The organism is Brevibacillus borstelensis (assembly GCF_037834415.1).
In the GTDB taxonomy this organism is placed as follows: domain Bacteria; phylum Bacillota; class Bacilli; order Brevibacillales; family Brevibacillaceae; genus Brevibacillus; species Brevibacillus borstelensis_A.
In genome coordinates this window covers 23,462-37,968 of record NZ_JAUMSJ010000019.1, presented here as the reverse complement: position 1 = coordinate 37,968, position 14,507 = coordinate 23,462, and the positions used below count along the sequence as shown (strand labels likewise).

General features: G+C 54.3%; 14 protein-coding genes. 12 read left to right on the top strand and 2 right to left on the bottom strand.

What is annotated here, in order from left to right; all coding sequences use genetic code 11:
- Positions 1-116 precede the first annotated feature (116 nt).
- The 5 genes from Q3F21_RS15945 (at position 117) to Q3F21_RS15925 (ending at position 5,520) form a co-directional block, all read left to right on the top strand.
- Positions 117-1,460: a hemolysin family protein gene (locus tag Q3F21_RS15945; protein WP_340254877.1), complete on the top strand. Its 1,344-nt coding sequence runs from the start codon at positions 117-119 to the stop codon at positions 1,458-1,460.
- A gap of 108 nt (positions 1,461-1,568) precedes the next feature.
- Positions 1,569-2,579, top strand: coding sequence for an ABC transporter substrate binding protein (locus Q3F21_RS15940; protein WP_340254874.1), 1,011 nt, complete (start codon positions 1,569-1,571; stop codon positions 2,577-2,579).
- Positions 2,580-2,723: 144 nt separating this feature from the next.
- Positions 2,724-3,782: an ABC transporter substrate-binding protein gene (locus tag Q3F21_RS15935; protein ID WP_425341264.1), complete on the top strand. Its 1,059-nt coding sequence runs from the start codon at positions 2,724-2,726 to the stop codon at positions 3,780-3,782.
- A 15-nt stretch (positions 3,783-3,797) separates the two neighbouring features.
- Positions 3,798-4,730, top strand: coding sequence for an ABC transporter permease (locus tag Q3F21_RS15930; protein WP_340254871.1), 933 nt, complete (start codon positions 3,798-3,800; stop codon positions 4,728-4,730).
- Complete coding sequence (locus Q3F21_RS15925) at positions 4,723-5,520, top strand: ABC transporter ATP-binding protein (RefSeq protein WP_340254868.1); 798 nt, start codon at positions 4,723-4,725, stop codon at positions 5,518-5,520. The genes Q3F21_RS15930 and Q3F21_RS15925 overlap by 8 nt, the downstream gene beginning before the upstream one ends.
- Positions 5,521-5,620: 100 nt before the next feature.
- Here Q3F21_RS15925 and Q3F21_RS15920 read toward each other — a convergent pair whose 3' ends face one another.
- Positions 5,621-6,847, bottom strand: coding sequence for an MDR family MFS transporter (locus Q3F21_RS15920; RefSeq protein ID WP_340254865.1), 1,227 nt, complete (start codon positions 6,845-6,847; stop codon positions 5,621-5,623).
- Positions 6,848-6,963: 116 nt separating this feature from the next.
- On the opposite strand from Q3F21_RS15920, the gene Q3F21_RS15915 reads away from it, so the two are divergent.
- From Q3F21_RS15915 to Q3F21_RS15885, 7 genes are all read left to right on the top strand, one after another.
- Complete coding sequence (locus Q3F21_RS15915) at positions 6,964-8,784, top strand: SgrR family transcriptional regulator (protein ID WP_340254862.1); 1,821 nt, start codon at positions 6,964-6,966, stop codon at positions 8,782-8,784.
- A 101-nt stretch (positions 8,785-8,885) separates the two neighbouring features.
- Positions 8,886-9,317, top strand: coding sequence for a TerB family tellurite resistance protein (locus Q3F21_RS15910; protein ID WP_340255030.1), 432 nt, complete (start codon positions 8,886-8,888; stop codon positions 9,315-9,317).
- A gap of 322 nt (positions 9,318-9,639) precedes the next feature.
- Entirely contained in the window at positions 9,640-10,440 is an 801-nt protein-coding gene (gene surE, locus Q3F21_RS15905) for a 5'/3'-nucleotidase SurE (protein WP_340254859.1), read from the top strand.
- Positions 10,437-11,498 (top strand): hypothetical protein, encoded by a 1,062-nt coding sequence (locus Q3F21_RS15900; protein WP_340254856.1) that lies wholly within the window; start codon positions 10,437-10,439, stop codon positions 11,496-11,498. Before surE ends, Q3F21_RS15900 begins: the two co-directional genes overlap by 4 nt.
- A 150-nt stretch (positions 11,499-11,648) precedes the next feature.
- The gene (locus Q3F21_RS15895; RefSeq protein ID WP_340254853.1) at positions 11,649-12,137 is read left to right on the top strand and encodes a hypothetical protein; all 489 of its coding nucleotides are present in this window, start codon (positions 11,649-11,651) and stop codon (positions 12,135-12,137) included.
- 66 nt (positions 12,138-12,203) lie between these two features.
- A complete protein-coding gene (gene thpR / locus Q3F21_RS15890) occupies positions 12,204-12,782 on the top strand; it encodes an RNA 2',3'-cyclic phosphodiesterase (RefSeq protein ID WP_340254849.1) in 579 nt (192 codons plus the stop codon).
- Between the two features lie 92 nt (positions 12,783-12,874).
- Positions 12,875-13,543 (top strand): hypothetical protein, encoded by a 669-nt coding sequence (locus Q3F21_RS15885; RefSeq protein WP_340254846.1) that lies wholly within the window; start codon positions 12,875-12,877, stop codon positions 13,541-13,543.
- Between the two features lie 66 nt (positions 13,544-13,609).
- Here the strand turns inward: Q3F21_RS15885 and Q3F21_RS15880 are convergent, their stop codons facing one another.
- Entirely contained in the window at positions 13,610-14,506 is an 897-nt protein-coding gene (locus tag Q3F21_RS15880) for a M23 family metallopeptidase (RefSeq protein WP_340254843.1), read from the bottom strand.
- Between the last annotated feature and the right edge of the window lies 1 nt (position 14,507).

Genomic DNA, 14,507 nt, shown 5'->3' with positions numbered 1-14,507 from the left:
CGCCTTTACCCGGTGGAAAAATGCTCCATTCGCCACGGGCGCTTAGGTAGGGGAAACTTTTGGGACCGTGTGGGTTACACTAACCCGAAGAAACCCGATGAAGGAGGAGAGGCGGCATGGATGTATGGGGGAGCGTATTCAATCTGTTCCTGATCGTAATCCTCGTCCTTCTCAACGGCTTTTTCGTCGCGACCGAATTTGCCGTGGTCAAGGTGCGGGAATCGCGCATCACCCAGCTGGTGGCAGAGGGCAACAAGCGAGCGGGGAATGTCGAGCAGGTATTGGACAATCTGGATGCGTATCTGTCGGCCTGCCAGCTGGGGATTACACTTGCGTCGCTGGGACTGGGCTGGCTCGGGGAACCGGCTGTCGCCCATCTCCTGCATCCGGTCTTTCATTATTTCGGAATGAACGAAACGCTTGTCGGCAGCATTTCCTTTATTATTGCTTTTTCCATCATCACGTTTTTGCATATCGTCCTCGGCGAGCTCGCTCCCAAATCGCTCGCCATCCAGCGGACCGAATGGGTGGCTCTCCACGTGTCCAGACCGATCCAGCTGTTTCACAAGGTGATGTACCCGTTTATCGCCTTTCTCAACTGGTCGGCTGCAAAAATTCTCAGTCTGGCCGGCATTAAGATGGAGCCGCATCAGGAGGCGCACACCGAGGAAGAGATCAGAATTTTGGTCAGCGAAAGCCACAAAAGCGGGCTGATCGACCAAACGGAGCTGATGCTGGTAGACAACATCTTTGATTTTTCGGAAACGATGGCCCGAGAAATCATGGTGCCTCGAACAGATATGGTGGTGCTCAATCTCGACGACTCCTTTGAGGAAAACATCAAGCTCGTCCAGCACGGGCGGTTCACCCGCTACCCTGTGGTCGACGGGGACAAGGATCATGTCGTCGGCAGTCTGCACATCAAGGATCTTTTGACCAGCTTGATGGAAGGGAAGAACAACAACCTGGAATCGATCATGCGTCCCATATTGACCGTTCCGGAGACGATTTCGATCAGCCGTCTCTTGACCATGCTGCAAAAGCAGCGGGTACAGCTCGCGATCATTATCGACGAGTACGGGGGAACAGCCGGGCTGGTCACGCTGGAGGATATTATGGAAGAGATCGTCGGGGACATTCAGGACGAATTTGACGATGAGCGGCCCGAGGTGGAAAAAAAGGACGGCCTGCTTTCCTTCGACGGCCGGATGCTGCTGGAAGAAGTGAACGACTACCTCGATCTGGATCTCGATGATACGGAAGTGGACACGCTTGCAGGCTGGATTTACATGCAGATCGACCATCCGCCGCGAGTGGGGGATACGGTGCGGCAGGGCAGCTGTGAATTTGTCGTGGGCGAGGTGGATCATTACCGGATTACGAGGGTGCTGGTAAAAAAAGGCTCGAGGGAAGCGCAAAAAGGGCAAAAAGAACTGGAGGAGCCGGTTCCAAACAGGTAAGGAAAAAACGCTTGCGGAGCATTGCGGTAAAAAATCTTTTCATCCAAAAAAAATATGCTATAATGGGACACAAGTTTAGCTTAGCAGAGATTAGAGGAGGAAGTTTAGATGAGAAAAGCTGTATCTTTTTTACTATCCGCATGTTTATTCGCAGGGTTGACGGCCTGTGGCAGCCAGCCGGAAGCCGCCAAGACCGATACGTCTACACCTGCCGCGGCTGGTGAACAAACCGTCAAGCTCGGGCTGACCCAATTTGTGGAGCACCCGGCGCTGGATGCGATCCGTCAGGGAATTGTCGACGGATTGAAGGAATCCGGCTACGAAGACGGCAAAAACATGGAGCTCGATTATCAGAATGCCCATGGTGATATGAATAATACGGTCTCGATTGCACAGAAGTATGCCGGCGACGGAAAAGATCTGGTGGTAGCGATCGCTACGCCGTCCGCGCAGGCAGCCGCCAAGGCGATTACGGACAAGCCGGTCGTCTTCAGCTCTGTGACCGATCCGCTGTCTGCCCAACTGGTCAGCAGTCTGGAAAAGCCTGACAATAACGTGACAGGCACCTCCGACAAGGTTTCCATGGAGCAGCAGCTGAAGCTGGTCAAAACCTTCCTGCCTGAGCTCAAAAAGCTGGGCGTGATCTACACGACGTCGGAGGTAAACTCCGAAGTGCAAGTGAAGGAACTGGAAGAAGCGGCGAAAAAAGAGGGCGTGGAAGTGGTCAAGGCAGGCATTTCCCAGCTGTCTGAAGTACAGCTTGCAGCACAGGGACTTGCTGGCAAAACGGACGCTATGTTCATCCCGATCGACAATACGGTCGTATCCTCGTTTGAAGCGGTGCTGGGAGCAGCGGAACAGAGCAAAATCCCGGTATTTGCCTCCGATACCGACACGGTGAAGCGGGGAGCAGTGGCTACGTACGGCATCGACTACTATCAAATCGGCAAGCAAACCGGCGAGATGGCTTCGCGCATCCTGAAAGGGCAAAAAGTCGCTGACACACCGGTAGAAGTTTCCAAACAAGCTGATTTGTACATCAATGAAAAGGCCGCGGAAACATTTGGCCTGACTGTGCCCGAAGCGCTCAAATCGCAGGCGAAAGAGATCGTGAAGTAAAAAAGAAGAGAGCGCGATGCTCTCTTCTTATCTTTTTTTCAACGATTTGCGTCACTTCCCCCAAAAGCACCAGATTACAGCTTTCCATACTGTTTTAATCATGGTAAGATTAGAAAAATTTCTAAATGGGGGTTTTGATACATTATGAAAAAAAGAAAGTCTATCCAATTGGTGCAGAAAATTCTGTGTCCTTTGCTGCTTTTGTCCGTTGCAGCATGTGGGCAACAAAGTACACCGGCAAACAATTCTGCCCAGCCAACTGCACCGTCGGCAGCTGAAACGCCGGCGCCTTCTCAGGAAACGAAGCAAGTCAAAATCGGCATCGCCCAGTTCGTGGAGCATCCTGCACTCGACGCGGCACGCGAAGGTTTTATCGCGCAAATGACAAAGAACGGGTATGAAAAAGACAAACAGGTTGTGTACGATATCAGTTCGGCGCAAGCGAGCATGGATATTGCGATTCAAATCGCCCAAAAGTTTAACGCTGACAAGGTTGATCTGATTCTGGCGATTGCTACTCCGACCGCGCAAGCCTCGGCACAGACGACGCAGGAGATTCCGATTCTCTTCACGGCGGTTACCGATCCGGTCGAAGCGGGCCTGGTCAAGGCGATGGATAAGCCAGGCGGCAATGTGTCGGGAACATCGGACATGAACCCTGTGGAAGAGCAGCTGAAGCTTGTCAAAGAGCTGAAGCCGGAGGCAAAAACAGTGGGCGTCATCTACAGCTCCGGCGAGGTCAACTCCAAGGTGCAGGTGGACGCGGCCAAAGCCGTTTCCGAAAAGCTCGGCCTGTCGATTCGGGAAGCGGCCGTAACCAGCCCGACAGAAGTCAAGCAGGCGGCTGAATCGATGGTCGGCAAAGTGGATGCTTTCTACGTGCCGACAGACAACCTGGTCGTCTCTTCGATCTCCGCTGTCCTCGGCGTAGCCGAATCGCAAAAGATTCCGGTCATCGCGGGTGAGGAGAACTCTGTCAAGAGCGGCGCCATCGCGACTTACGGCATCGACTACACGAAGCTGGGCGCGCAGACAGCTGATATGGCAGTAAAAATTCTCAAGGGCGAAAGCAAGCCTGCTGACATGACTGTAGAGACGCAAGCCGACATGAAGCTGGTATTGAACAAGAAGGCCGCCGAAAAAATGGGCGTGACCATTCCGCAATCCATGCTCGATCGCGCCGGCGAAGTGATTGAGCAATAATCGTAGGAGGATACTATGAATCTGGCATTACACGGAGCAATCGAACAGGGCTTGCTGTTCGCAATCATGGCCCTGGGTGTATATCTGACCTTTCGCATCCTGAACTTCCCCGATCTGACCGTGGACGGCAGCTTTGCACTGGGCGGGGCGCTGGCAGCCAGACTAATCATCGAAGGAACGAATCCGTTCTTAGCTACCCTGATGGCCTGTGTGGCCGGAGGGGTAGCGGGCATCTTTACCGGATTGTTGCACACAAAGGGTAAAATCAACGGTCTGTTGGCCGGGATTTTGACGATGATCGCACTTTATTCCGTCAATCTTCGGATCATGGGCAAGGCCAATTTGCCGCTGCTGCGCGAGGACACGCTGTATACCTTTGTCAAGGATCTTGGCTTGCCCAATCTGGCGGCGGGACCAGTCGTTTTTTTCACCGGTGTTGCACTCGTTTTCCTCATCGGCATCATTTTGCTCAAGCTCCTTATCGACTGGTTTTTGCAAACAGATCTCGGACTTGATATCCGGGCTACCGGAGACAACTCCAAAATGATCCGCAGCTTTGGCGCCAACACGGATACGACGACCATTATCGGTCTTGCCCTGTCAAACGCCCTGGTCGCATTTTCCGGCGCATGGGTCGCGCAATACCAAGGCTTTGCCGACGTAGGGATGGGGATCGGGATGATTGTCATTGGTCTCGCCTCCGTGATCGTGGGAGAAGTGCTGTTTGGCAGTTCGTCCATTTTCCGCGCTACGCTGGCCGTCATTCTCGGCTCGGTCGTGTACCGTCTGGTCATCGCGCTAGCCCTGGACAAGGGGCTCAATCCGTCCGACATGAAGCTGATCACGGCGCTGATCGTGATCATCGCGCTGACTGTCCCGGCGATTGCCAAAGGCGTCTGGAAAAAGCAACCGTTCCGGGCGGCGAAAGGAGGGAGAGGCGATGCTTAACATCAAGGGCGTACGCAAGGTGTTTAACGAGGGAACGGTCAACGAGAAAATCGCCTTGCGCGAAATCAACCTGAACGTCACTCCCGGCGAGTTCATTACCGTGATCGGCAGCAACGGAGCGGGAAAATCGACGCTGATGAACATCATCTCCGGCGGGCTGATTCCGGATACCGGAAAGGTCATCATCGACGGAAAAGACGTGACCCGGATGGGCGAGCACAAACGCGCATCCTTTGTCGGCCGCGTGTTCCAAGATCCGATGGCAGGGACCGCCCCCAATATGACGATCGAGGAAAACCTGGCGATCGCCTATGCGCGCGGGAAGCGGCGGACCCTGTCATTTGGAGTGAACAGCCGGAAACGGGAATTGTTCCGCGAACAGCTGAAGCAGCTCGATCAGGGGCTGGAGAATCGTCTCAAGACGAAGGTGGGCTTCCTGTCGGGCGGTCAGCGTCAAGCGCTGAGTCTGTTGATGGCTACCTTCACGGAGCCGAAGATTTTGCTGCTTGACGAGCACACGGCTGCGCTCGACCCGAAACGGGCTCAATTGATTGTTGATCTCACCCAGAAGGTCGTCGAGCAGTACAGGCTGACCACCATCATGGTTACCCACAACATGGAGCAGGCGCTCAACATGGGCAACCGCCTGCTGATGCTGCACGACGGCGGAATCATTCTGGACATTCCGCAAGAGAAAAAGCAGACGATGAAGGCGCAGGATCTCCTGCGGGCCTTCGAGCAAGCCCGCGGCGGAGAGTCGTTCAGCGAGGACCGGTACCTTCTGTCCTAACTCTGCTTGCAGTGCTGAAGCCCGTCTGTCAAAAAACGAGCTTTTGATCACTTTGCCCGCAGCTTCCAGAAAAGAGTTTTCAAGCTGAATACGCTGGCTGTTACGGACTGGAGCCTTCCCGACTCATCGGGGAGGCTTTTTCCATGCGGCGAAGGAAACCGTTTTGGATGAAAGCGCCGATCAGGAGCAAGGCGGCTACGATGGAGAACAGGACGGTTCCGTCGAAGCGCAAGAGCAAAAAGCTGCCCGCAAGCGGGCCGAGAGTGCGGGAAATGTCCCAATGAAGGCCGTATACGGCAAAGTACCTGCCCCGCATCGTCGCTGGAGCCATCCTCGACACCATCGTCAGCATATGATTCAGGCCGATGCTCTCTCCCATGACAAACACCAGCTGCATGAACAGGAGAAGAAGGATGCTGTCGGAGCTGCTGTACACCCAGGAGACAGCGGCGAAGCACAGATACGAAAAGACAATCAGATGGCGCGGAGAAAAGCGCTGTGTAGCTTTTACCAGCCAAAACTCCAACAAAATGGCAGAAATGCTTTTCGTCAAAGCGATCCACGCCAACACATCGAGATAATTGGCAAAGCCGCTCTTCAGGTGAAGCTGCAGGTTCGTCTCTGTCTGGGCGTAGAAAAAACTGATCGGCAAAGCGAGGACCATCATGGAAAGGACGGTCCGGTGTGCCCTGACATTCCGAAACGAGACTTGCTCTTCCGCGGGCGCGGTTTCGCTGTGCTTCTGATGCTTCGTCTCCGGCACCTTCCACCAGATGAAACCGGCATACAGGAACAGCGACAGACCGGTACAGAGAAAAGCGAGTGCGGGGGCAGTCTGATAGATCAGGACTCCCAACAGAGGACCGACAGAGGCTCCGATATAGGCTGCCGTACTCAAGAGGGCAAAGGCCTCGGTCAGCTGTTTGGACGTCATGCTGTCCGCCAGCACTGCGCGGCTTGCCGGAATAAACAGCGAACGGCCGATGCCGTTTAGCACGTACAGAAGGGCAAAGGCTGCCAGCGATCCCGCTGCGGCCATGCCGAGCATGCTGAGTCCTTGCAGAAGCAGGGCGAGCAGCATGACTGGCTTTCGTCCGTATCGGTCGGTTACATCACCTGCGATCAGTGTAAAGAGGATGTCGCTCAAAGGCTGCAGCCCGATCACAAGCATGATCAAGGGGATGCTTCCCCCGATTTTTTCATTCAAGTACAAAATGAGAAACGGCGTAATCATGCTGCGGGACAGCTCTGTCAAGAGCTCGCCGAAGAGCCTGACCCAGAGGATCACGGGGTACCTTGAAAAAAGGCGTGTCGCTTTCTCGTTCATATCTGGTATCCTTTCTGTAATGGTTTTTGGGTTGTTCCCGATTGTACGGGGAAAACACCAAGACAAAAAGGGTACAGATTCAGCCCGTTTTTTTTCATGTTTTAGGGGGATCGCGCATGCTTCTTTTTGAACACTACCAACGGCTGTTTTCATTTTATCGGGAGCAAGGCGTATCCCGCCCGATTTCCGTCAGCCTGGAACAGGTGGCGGCCCACTTGTGCTGTACGAAGCGCAACGCCGCGACAACGGTAAAAAAGCTGCAGCAAAGGGGATGGATCGACTGGCGCCCGGGAAAAGGCAGAGGGAATCAGTCAGCGCTGACCTTTCGGCTGCATCTGGGAGATGTCGTGCTTTCCCTGGCCCAGGAAATGATCCTGCGCGGGGATATTCGCGAAGGGCAAGAGTTCGTTGCCCGTCACCGGGATGAATGGGAAGGACTCGGCGAGGCGTTTCAGCGCTGGATGGACAGCCAGTTTGGGCTGCATGTCCAAAAAAGCCACGACAAGCGGCTGGATATGCTGCGGATGTTTTCCACAAGACCGCAGCCGCTGTTGGATCCTGCGAGACTGCTGCTGCGCTCGGAAGCAAATCTCGTTCCTCACGTGTTTGATGGGCTCGTCCACTTTAATCCTGCTTGCAAAACGATTGAACCCGGGATCGCCTTTTACTGGGAAATGGATGAAAGCGGCACTGCTTATACGTTTTATCTGCGAAAAGGCGTATGGTTTCACCATGGCCGTGCCTTGACTGCCGAGGACGTTCGCTATTCCATCCAGCGGCTTTGCAAACCGGCTTTTCCGCATCGGTGGATGGCAAGCTCCATCAGGCAAGTGGAGGTGATCGATCCATACATTGTGAAGGTCTTGCTGCATAGACCCGATTTTTTGCTTTTGCATGCCCTCAGCAAAGAGTACGCTTCGATCGTGCCGGAGGATTACGCGGAGCGGATGGGGGAAGAGTTCGGGCGGATGCCAGCGGGAACCGGGCCGTTCCGGATCGTGCGAAATGACGAATCGATGCTGGTTCTGGAGGCGTTCGAACCGTATTTTGGCGGCCGGCCGTTTCTGGATCGGATCGAGCTGTGGCAAGTGCCTGAGCGTGAGGCCGCACCGGATCTTGGACCATCGGACGTCCCCCGGATCGTGTATTCCCAGAAAGAGGCAGGCATGGACAATGAGAGTGTGCGCTCTTCCTGGCAAACCGTCTACCGAGTGGAGCAGTGCTTTCAATACCTGGCCTGCAATGTGGGCAAGCCGGGACCGCTGCAGGCAGATGCATTCCGGGAGGCGCTCGACCTCATAATCGACCGGCCAGCGATGCTGGCGGAGCTGGGAGGGGACAGACAACCCGCCGTTGGTTGGGGCGGGCTTCTTGTAGAGCGTTCGGAGGGCGGGAGAAGCGATGAGATGATCAGCACAAAGCGGATTCGCGAGCTGCTCGGCAAAAGCGGTTACCGCGGCGAGACGCTCAGCCTCTACACGCTGCCCGAATACGATCATGTGGAAGATGCACAATGGCTGCAAGAACGACTGGGGCGTTACGGAATCGATCTGGCGATTTTTTATGTCCAGCCTGAAGTATTGGCCAGTCGACAGATGCGCGAAGCTGATTTCATCCTGGACAGCGCCAATATGGATGAGCGGCAGCACTTATCGTTGCTGGAATTTTTGTTCGACGATTCGGCGGCGCTATCCCATTTTCTTTCTCCGGCGCTTGCCGCAGAGGTGAAAGAGCGGGTGGCGAGAGGAAGCTCGACCGAAGATGAGCGGAAAAGAGCGCAAGAACTGCAGGAGCTGATGAAATGGATCGTCGGCCTGCGTGTATTTTTGCCGCTGTACAGCAACCGGATCGAGGCGATGGTGGACGCCAGGCTTGGCGGTATAGCGCTCGGCGCTTATGGATGGCCGGACTTTTGTCGAATTGTGGTGAGAACTTAAAAAAATGTCACATTTTTATATGAAACCGCTTTCCTCTTTCATCGTATAATTAGAAAACGATAAAACATTACAGAAATGCTTCTACGTGTTCGAGGGAGGATATAGAGGTGTATACGAAAACCGAAAAGGACAAACATATTTTGTTTGCATCCATTCGTCTGATCATCTGCGTCGGCCATGCCGATGGTTATATAGGAAACAAAGAAGTGAGCCGGATTCACGAGCTGGTGAACTCGGAGCACTTTACGCTGAGAGAAAGACAAATTCTCATGGATGATATGGACTATCCAAAGCGGCCGGAAACCATCGTCAAGGATATGGTGGACCTGTCGCTTTCGGAGAAGCTCGGCTTGCTCCGGCAGCTGTACAAAATCGCGCTGGTCGATCATAAGCTGTCGCTTGCGGAAACGTTGGAAATTCGCCGGATTTCCTGCTTGTTGGGTATTCCCGAGGAAAAGCAGCGACAGGTGGAAGAGTGGATCGTCGAAGGGATCCAGTGGCGCGACCGCTGGAAGGACATTGTCGGCGAATAGTCCGTGAGCGGGCGAACGGCTTGCGGTGACAGACAGGATAATCAAAATACTTGAAGAGGCGTGCAAACCGTCAGCGGTGTTAGCACGTCTTTTTTCATGTCCGAAAAGGGGAACCACTGTTGGCGAACCATTTTCCGAGACCCATAAGCGGCTTTATCCTACGTTGAACAAGCTGCTTCAAATGGGCATCAATGGAAGCTTTTTTGACCGGATAAAACTTCTTTTTGGTACAATAAGGAGAAGACCGCCTGCCAGAATCCGGACGCGGCTCGCCGGAGAAGAATAATTGGGGCAGCAGCGTCGCGAAAGGGAGGATCAAGACATGTTGCGAGTATTGTTGACGAATGATGACGGCATTGATGCGCTAGGCATCCGCAAATTGGCTGAAGCGCTTCTGGCTTTGCCCGATCTGGAAATTTTTGTGGTGGCGCCCGCCGAGGAAAGAAGCGGGGTAGGGCACGGCCTGACCTACCGCAGCGCACTCTCGCCGACGCCGCATTCCTTTTATGGACTGCCGGTAACCGCATGGACGATTGACGGGAATCCGGCCGACTGTATTAAAGGCGCATACCATCTGTTGTTTGAAGAAGGCAAAAAGCCGGATATCGTCTTTTCCGGGATCAATGTAGGAACAAATCTCGGACGCGATATTTATTACTCGGGTACCTGCAGCGGCGCGAGGGAAGCAGTCATTCTCGGCATCCCTGGCGCAGCGCTGTCCTATGACAACTGGTCCGATCAGGAAAATTACGGTCAAGTGGAGGAGATTATCCGCCCGCTGCTGCAGATGTTCTGCGATCAGGCGAGGGAGGATCGGCTTGCTCCCGAGGTGTTCTGGAACGTCAATATTCCGCATCTTGCGCCGCATGAAATCCGCGGAGTCGCCCCCGCCGCACTGGCTTTGAACCACTACGAAGACAAATACAACCTCGAAGCGGAGGGATACTGGCTGACGAGGGAATATCCGGACAGAAGCAATCCTCTTCCCGAACAAGATTACTATCTGGTGAAACGCGGATATATCGCCGTAACTCCGGTGCATATCGACGCGACAGACCGCAGCCTGCTCGATAAAATGCTGGAGTGGCCGCTTGTGAAACAGTGGGGCGACAAAAAGAAATGAGCGTACACGAGTCCTTTCGCCCGACGCTGATTCCCGACCCAGAGCGGGTTTCGCCGACATCCGCAACCCAGGGAGAGGTGCTTGATCCCGCGGTGTATGCAGATTTGTACCATTTGGCGGAGACAGAGGGATTGCCCTACTTTGCCAGATTGGCCGCGGCGGGCGATGTTGAGCTGTTTCTCGTCTTTGAGAGCATTGACGCCTTTAGCGAATCGACACGGGATGCGGTCTCCGTAGAGTTTAAAACGTATCGCAACAAGCTTTTGGCTGTGATCTGGACACTCTCCGACCCGCTTGATCCTTTGGGCTTCCCCCTGTCGTTTGACATCAAGCGGACGGAGGATCGCTGCATGGCGCTGCGGATGCTGGAGCAAGGCGAGGTGCCGCTTCACTATCTGGCTTATGAAGAGGGACGGCTGACGCACATTTACACGGAGCAAATCACGTTTTCGCCGGAGGAAGCGATACAGGCGAATGCGATGATCGAAGCGTTGTTTTTCGACAGAACGGAAGAGCTTCCGGAACGTGCCGAGGTCCAAGAAGAAACGGAGGCGCAAAGCGTACCGCTCTCTTTTCTCCCCGATGCAAGGCTCAAGGAAAAGGGAACGGCCTATTTGATCGATTTTGCGCGATTGCAGGAAAAACACGGCCAGGATGGAGCTCAGCATCTGCTCATGAGCGCCATCCATCAGGCTGTATGGGTGATGCGGCGGCATGCCAGAAGCGAAGTGAGGGAGACCTCCTTTACTGTTTGGGCGGCAGAAAATGAAGGGTTGTTGAGACTCATCGTCACACCCGCGATGTCTGATTTGTTTGAGGTGGTGCATCTGTCCGAGGACGAATCCAATCCTTTTTCACGTTTTCTCTTTGCTTTGCCGGAGTTCCTTTCCACAGAAGATGCCGAGCCGCTCCAATGCGGGGCGTATCCGCTGATTCGAATGGAAAGCGGGCGACTCTGCCATCTGGAGTTGGACGATGCGAGCGCAGTACGGCTCGGAGTCCTTTTTGCCGGGCTCTATCCAGAAGCGATGAATCCATACCGGAACGAGCTGGAGTAGTTTCCGGCAGATCGACCTGCTTGTTGATTTTGCCGTTAAAAAAAGTATTCTTCGTGAAAAAACGAGAAAAGAAGTCACCTTTCAACAAAGGAAAGTCCATACAGCAGTGCGAAAAGATATAGACAGACTTTCCATGGGAGGGTGAGGAGGATGTTCACGATACAACCTGATGGTTTCGAGGCGGTTTCCGACTGTGCCCGTCGGTTTCAGGAAGATGTAGAAAAGCTCGCAGAGCGGTTTTCGCTGGAGGTAGATAATCGGTTTCCCGCCATGGAGCTCCACGTCCATCCGCGCTTGCAGGCGACGCTGGAATACGCGCTCTGGGGGGAGGCTGGCGTAGTCGCTGTAAAAGGAAAGCTGAACACACGGAAAGATGATCTGCCCCACTGCAAAACGGTTTCGGTCACGATGAAGTTTTCGCTGTCATGCGACCCGCAGACCGATATCGAGTGGACGAAGCAGCGAATCGAGGAAATCCTGTACGGAGAAGTAGAGTTGTATTGGAACAGACCGCCGGCAGGGCATGTTGAACATATAGAACTGACCATTTCCTTCCAGGCGGAGCCGGGAGAAAGCAGGATGAACGAATACGTTCGCTGCGTTCTGGGTATCGTAACTGGAAAGATGATGGCCGCATAAAAGGCTCTCCCGTTCGCGCGGGCGAGCTTTTTTTTCGAATTTCCCGACAGGAGGGACATTGGTCCGATGCGTCTATTTGTAGCCTTGGATATTCCTGATGACGCCGCTCGCTACATTGCCAACGTGCAAAAACAGGTGAAGAGCCTGATCCGGGCCGAGCGGTGGCAATCTTTGCACAATCTCCATTTGACGCTTCATTTTCTCGGCGAGGTAGAAGAAAAGCTGGTGCCTGAAATCTGCAAGGACATGGAGATTGTCAGCGAGATTATTTCGCCTTTTTCGCTGCAGGTCGGCAGCTTCGGCGCATTTCCCCATAGCGAGCGCCCCCGCGTACTTTGGCTGGGTCTTCGCGGACAGACAGACCCGCTGAGACAGCTTCACTTGCTCTTGGGCAAGCGTTTTGATCTGCATCCCGGCCTGAAGTACGACAAAAAGCGGTACAGCCCGCACATAACGCTGGCGAGAGGCCCAAAGTTCGGCCAGGAAGGGGTGCCTGTCGCGGAATGGAATGAACGCCTCCTCTCTGCGGAGCCCCCGGCGTGGAGCGTAACCCGTTTTCACCTTTACCAATCGGAGCTGCGGCCGGATGGAGCGGTACATACGATTCTCCACACGAGCACGTTTGATAAAGATCGCGGCAAATAATCGCCACCTGATGAATAAACTGGTAGGGAGAACCATGGCTCAAACCGTTGCGAGACCAGGGAGAGAGCCTGCCAGAAAGCGGTGGGAATCGGATGGGTGAATTCACGACTGGCATGTTGTATCCTCGCAAATACGAACCGAAGGTATTAATTGCCCTGCCCAAATCGAGGCAGCCTTATTTCCACAGGAACATCAACCGGGACTGGAACGCCTTTTTCCTCCGGGACGAATGGCTTGAGACAGCCCATACCCTGCAATTTATCCTCAACCTGTCCCGTCAGTGCGTCCCGCTTCTCTGGTTCCATGATGCGGAAGACAACGGCTGGGGGTATCGGCTCTTTGACGGGGGCTTTGAGGTTTCGTCCGCGACGGTCAGCTATTCGCTGGATGCGGATATGGCTGAAGCGGAATTTGCCCGCCTCTATCCTCATATAGACCTGCATCAGGCGATTACCGAGAGCGAGGACGTACGTCAGATGTACGATGATATTCTAGACAGAATCGCAAAGTCAGACCATTACCGAAGAGAAGTCAGCAAGGGGCTGAAACGGGCGTGCCCGCAATGCTTCAGCCGGATTGTCGCCCCGAAGCAGGTGCAGCAGCTTCGTTCCCTGTTTGATTTGCAGCTTTTGACCGATTTCGATGACGACACCGGAGCGTCGCTTTTGTATGATTCAGTCGACCTGTTCAAGGAGATTTTGGGTATCGAGGAAATGGTTTGGGTCAGCTATTCTTATCTGGCAAGCGGCGGGCAAAAATAACATCGGCAAGAAGAGAAAAAGCGATCACAAACTGAAAACCAGGCGGAGCCCGTTGCTTCGCCTGGTTTATTCGTTGTGCCGATGCGGACCGGAAACCAGCTGTCCCTGCGCGACCCGGCGTCCGTCCCGGAAGCGGACCGGCAGCGAGTGCCCGCGCAGAAGAACGGGAGAATCCGATACCTGGAAATGAAGATGGGCCTCGCTGGAATTTCCCGAGTTGCCGCAGAGTCCAATCAAATCGCCTGGCTGCACATGGTCTCCGATCTTGACGCAGACGGAGTTTTGCTTGAGATGGGCTAGCAGGCTGTATTCGCCAGCTTCATGCTCGAGTATGACATGGTTGCCGGCGGGCTGGGCTTCGTTCATTGTCCCGACAGGAACGTTATCGGGTATATCGCTGACGATGCCTGCGACTGTTCCGCTGGCAGGCGCCAGAATCGGTTGGCCAAAGGCGTAATAGCTCTCGTTGGCCAACGGATCGCCCGCATAGGTGCGGCCTTCTTTCATGATCAGGAAATCGTAAGCATATCGTTGATTCGGGTAGGCGTAGTGATAATTGACGAGCTCATTTTGGCCTCCCCAGTACGTGAGCCAATCACCGGAAAACGGAGGAACGAACGCAGTACGGGTGAGCATGCAGTCGGTCTCCGGATGTCTCTCCAGCTGCAGAACGATCAGGGAAATGACCGTGCCCTCCTCGTCAAAGGCGGCCGCCAATCCCTTTTTGCCAGACCCGTCTACCCAAACGTACCGTTTCGCGTGCTCAAGCAGTACGGTCGACTGCAATTCGTAGCTCTGTACGCCGCGGTGGAAATCTTCCGCCAGCGAACGAAATCCGGCTGCCGGGACTCTTTCGCGAAAAGCAGGGCTTGTCTGTGCGTAAATCTGATCGTACTCTCCCCGCAGGAAGGCGAGAGGCAGCTGGTCCGGAGCATAGCGGAAAGACGATTTTTTTTGTGCCATT

Excerpts from the sequence above, each read along its gene's own strand:
- Q3F21_RS15945 (WP_340254877.1), top strand. The coding sequence starts at position 117 with ATGGATGTATGGGGGAGCGTATTCAATCTGTTCCTGATCGTAATCCTC.
- Q3F21_RS15940 (WP_340254874.1), top strand. The coding sequence starts at position 1,569 with ATGAGAAAAGCTGTATCTTTTTTACTATCCGCATGTTTATTCGCAGGG.
- Q3F21_RS15935 (WP_425341264.1), top strand. The coding sequence starts at position 2,724 with ATGAAAAAAAGAAAGTCTATCCAATTGGTGCAGAAAATTCTGTGTCCT.
- Q3F21_RS15930 (WP_340254871.1), top strand. The coding sequence starts at position 3,798 with ATGAATCTGGCATTACACGGAGCAATCGAACAGGGCTTGCTGTTCGCA.
- Q3F21_RS15925 (WP_340254868.1), top strand. The coding sequence starts at position 4,723 with ATGCTTAACATCAAGGGCGTACGCAAGGTGTTTAACGAGGGAACGGTC.
- Q3F21_RS15920 (WP_340254865.1), bottom strand. The coding sequence starts at position 6,847 with ATGAACGAGAAAGCGACACGCCTTTTTTCAAGGTACCCCGTGATCCTC.
- Q3F21_RS15915 (WP_340254862.1), top strand. The coding sequence starts at position 6,964 with ATGCTTCTTTTTGAACACTACCAACGGCTGTTTTCATTTTATCGGGAG.
- surE (WP_340254859.1), top strand. The coding sequence starts at position 9,640 with ATGTTGCGAGTATTGTTGACGAATGATGACGGCATTGATGCGCTAGGC.
- Q3F21_RS15900 (WP_340254856.1), top strand. The coding sequence starts at position 10,437 with ATGAGCGTACACGAGTCCTTTCGCCCGACGCTGATTCCCGACCCAGAG.
- Q3F21_RS15895 (WP_340254853.1), top strand. The coding sequence starts at position 11,649 with ATGTTCACGATACAACCTGATGGTTTCGAGGCGGTTTCCGACTGTGCC.
- thpR (WP_340254849.1), top strand. The coding sequence starts at position 12,204 with ATGCGTCTATTTGTAGCCTTGGATATTCCTGATGACGCCGCTCGCTAC.
- Q3F21_RS15885 (WP_340254846.1), top strand. The coding sequence starts at position 12,875 with ATGGGTGAATTCACGACTGGCATGTTGTATCCTCGCAAATACGAACCG.
- Q3F21_RS15880 (WP_340254843.1), bottom strand. The coding sequence starts at position 14,506 with ATGGCACAAAAAAAATCGTCTTTCCGCTATGCTCCGGACCAGCTGCCT.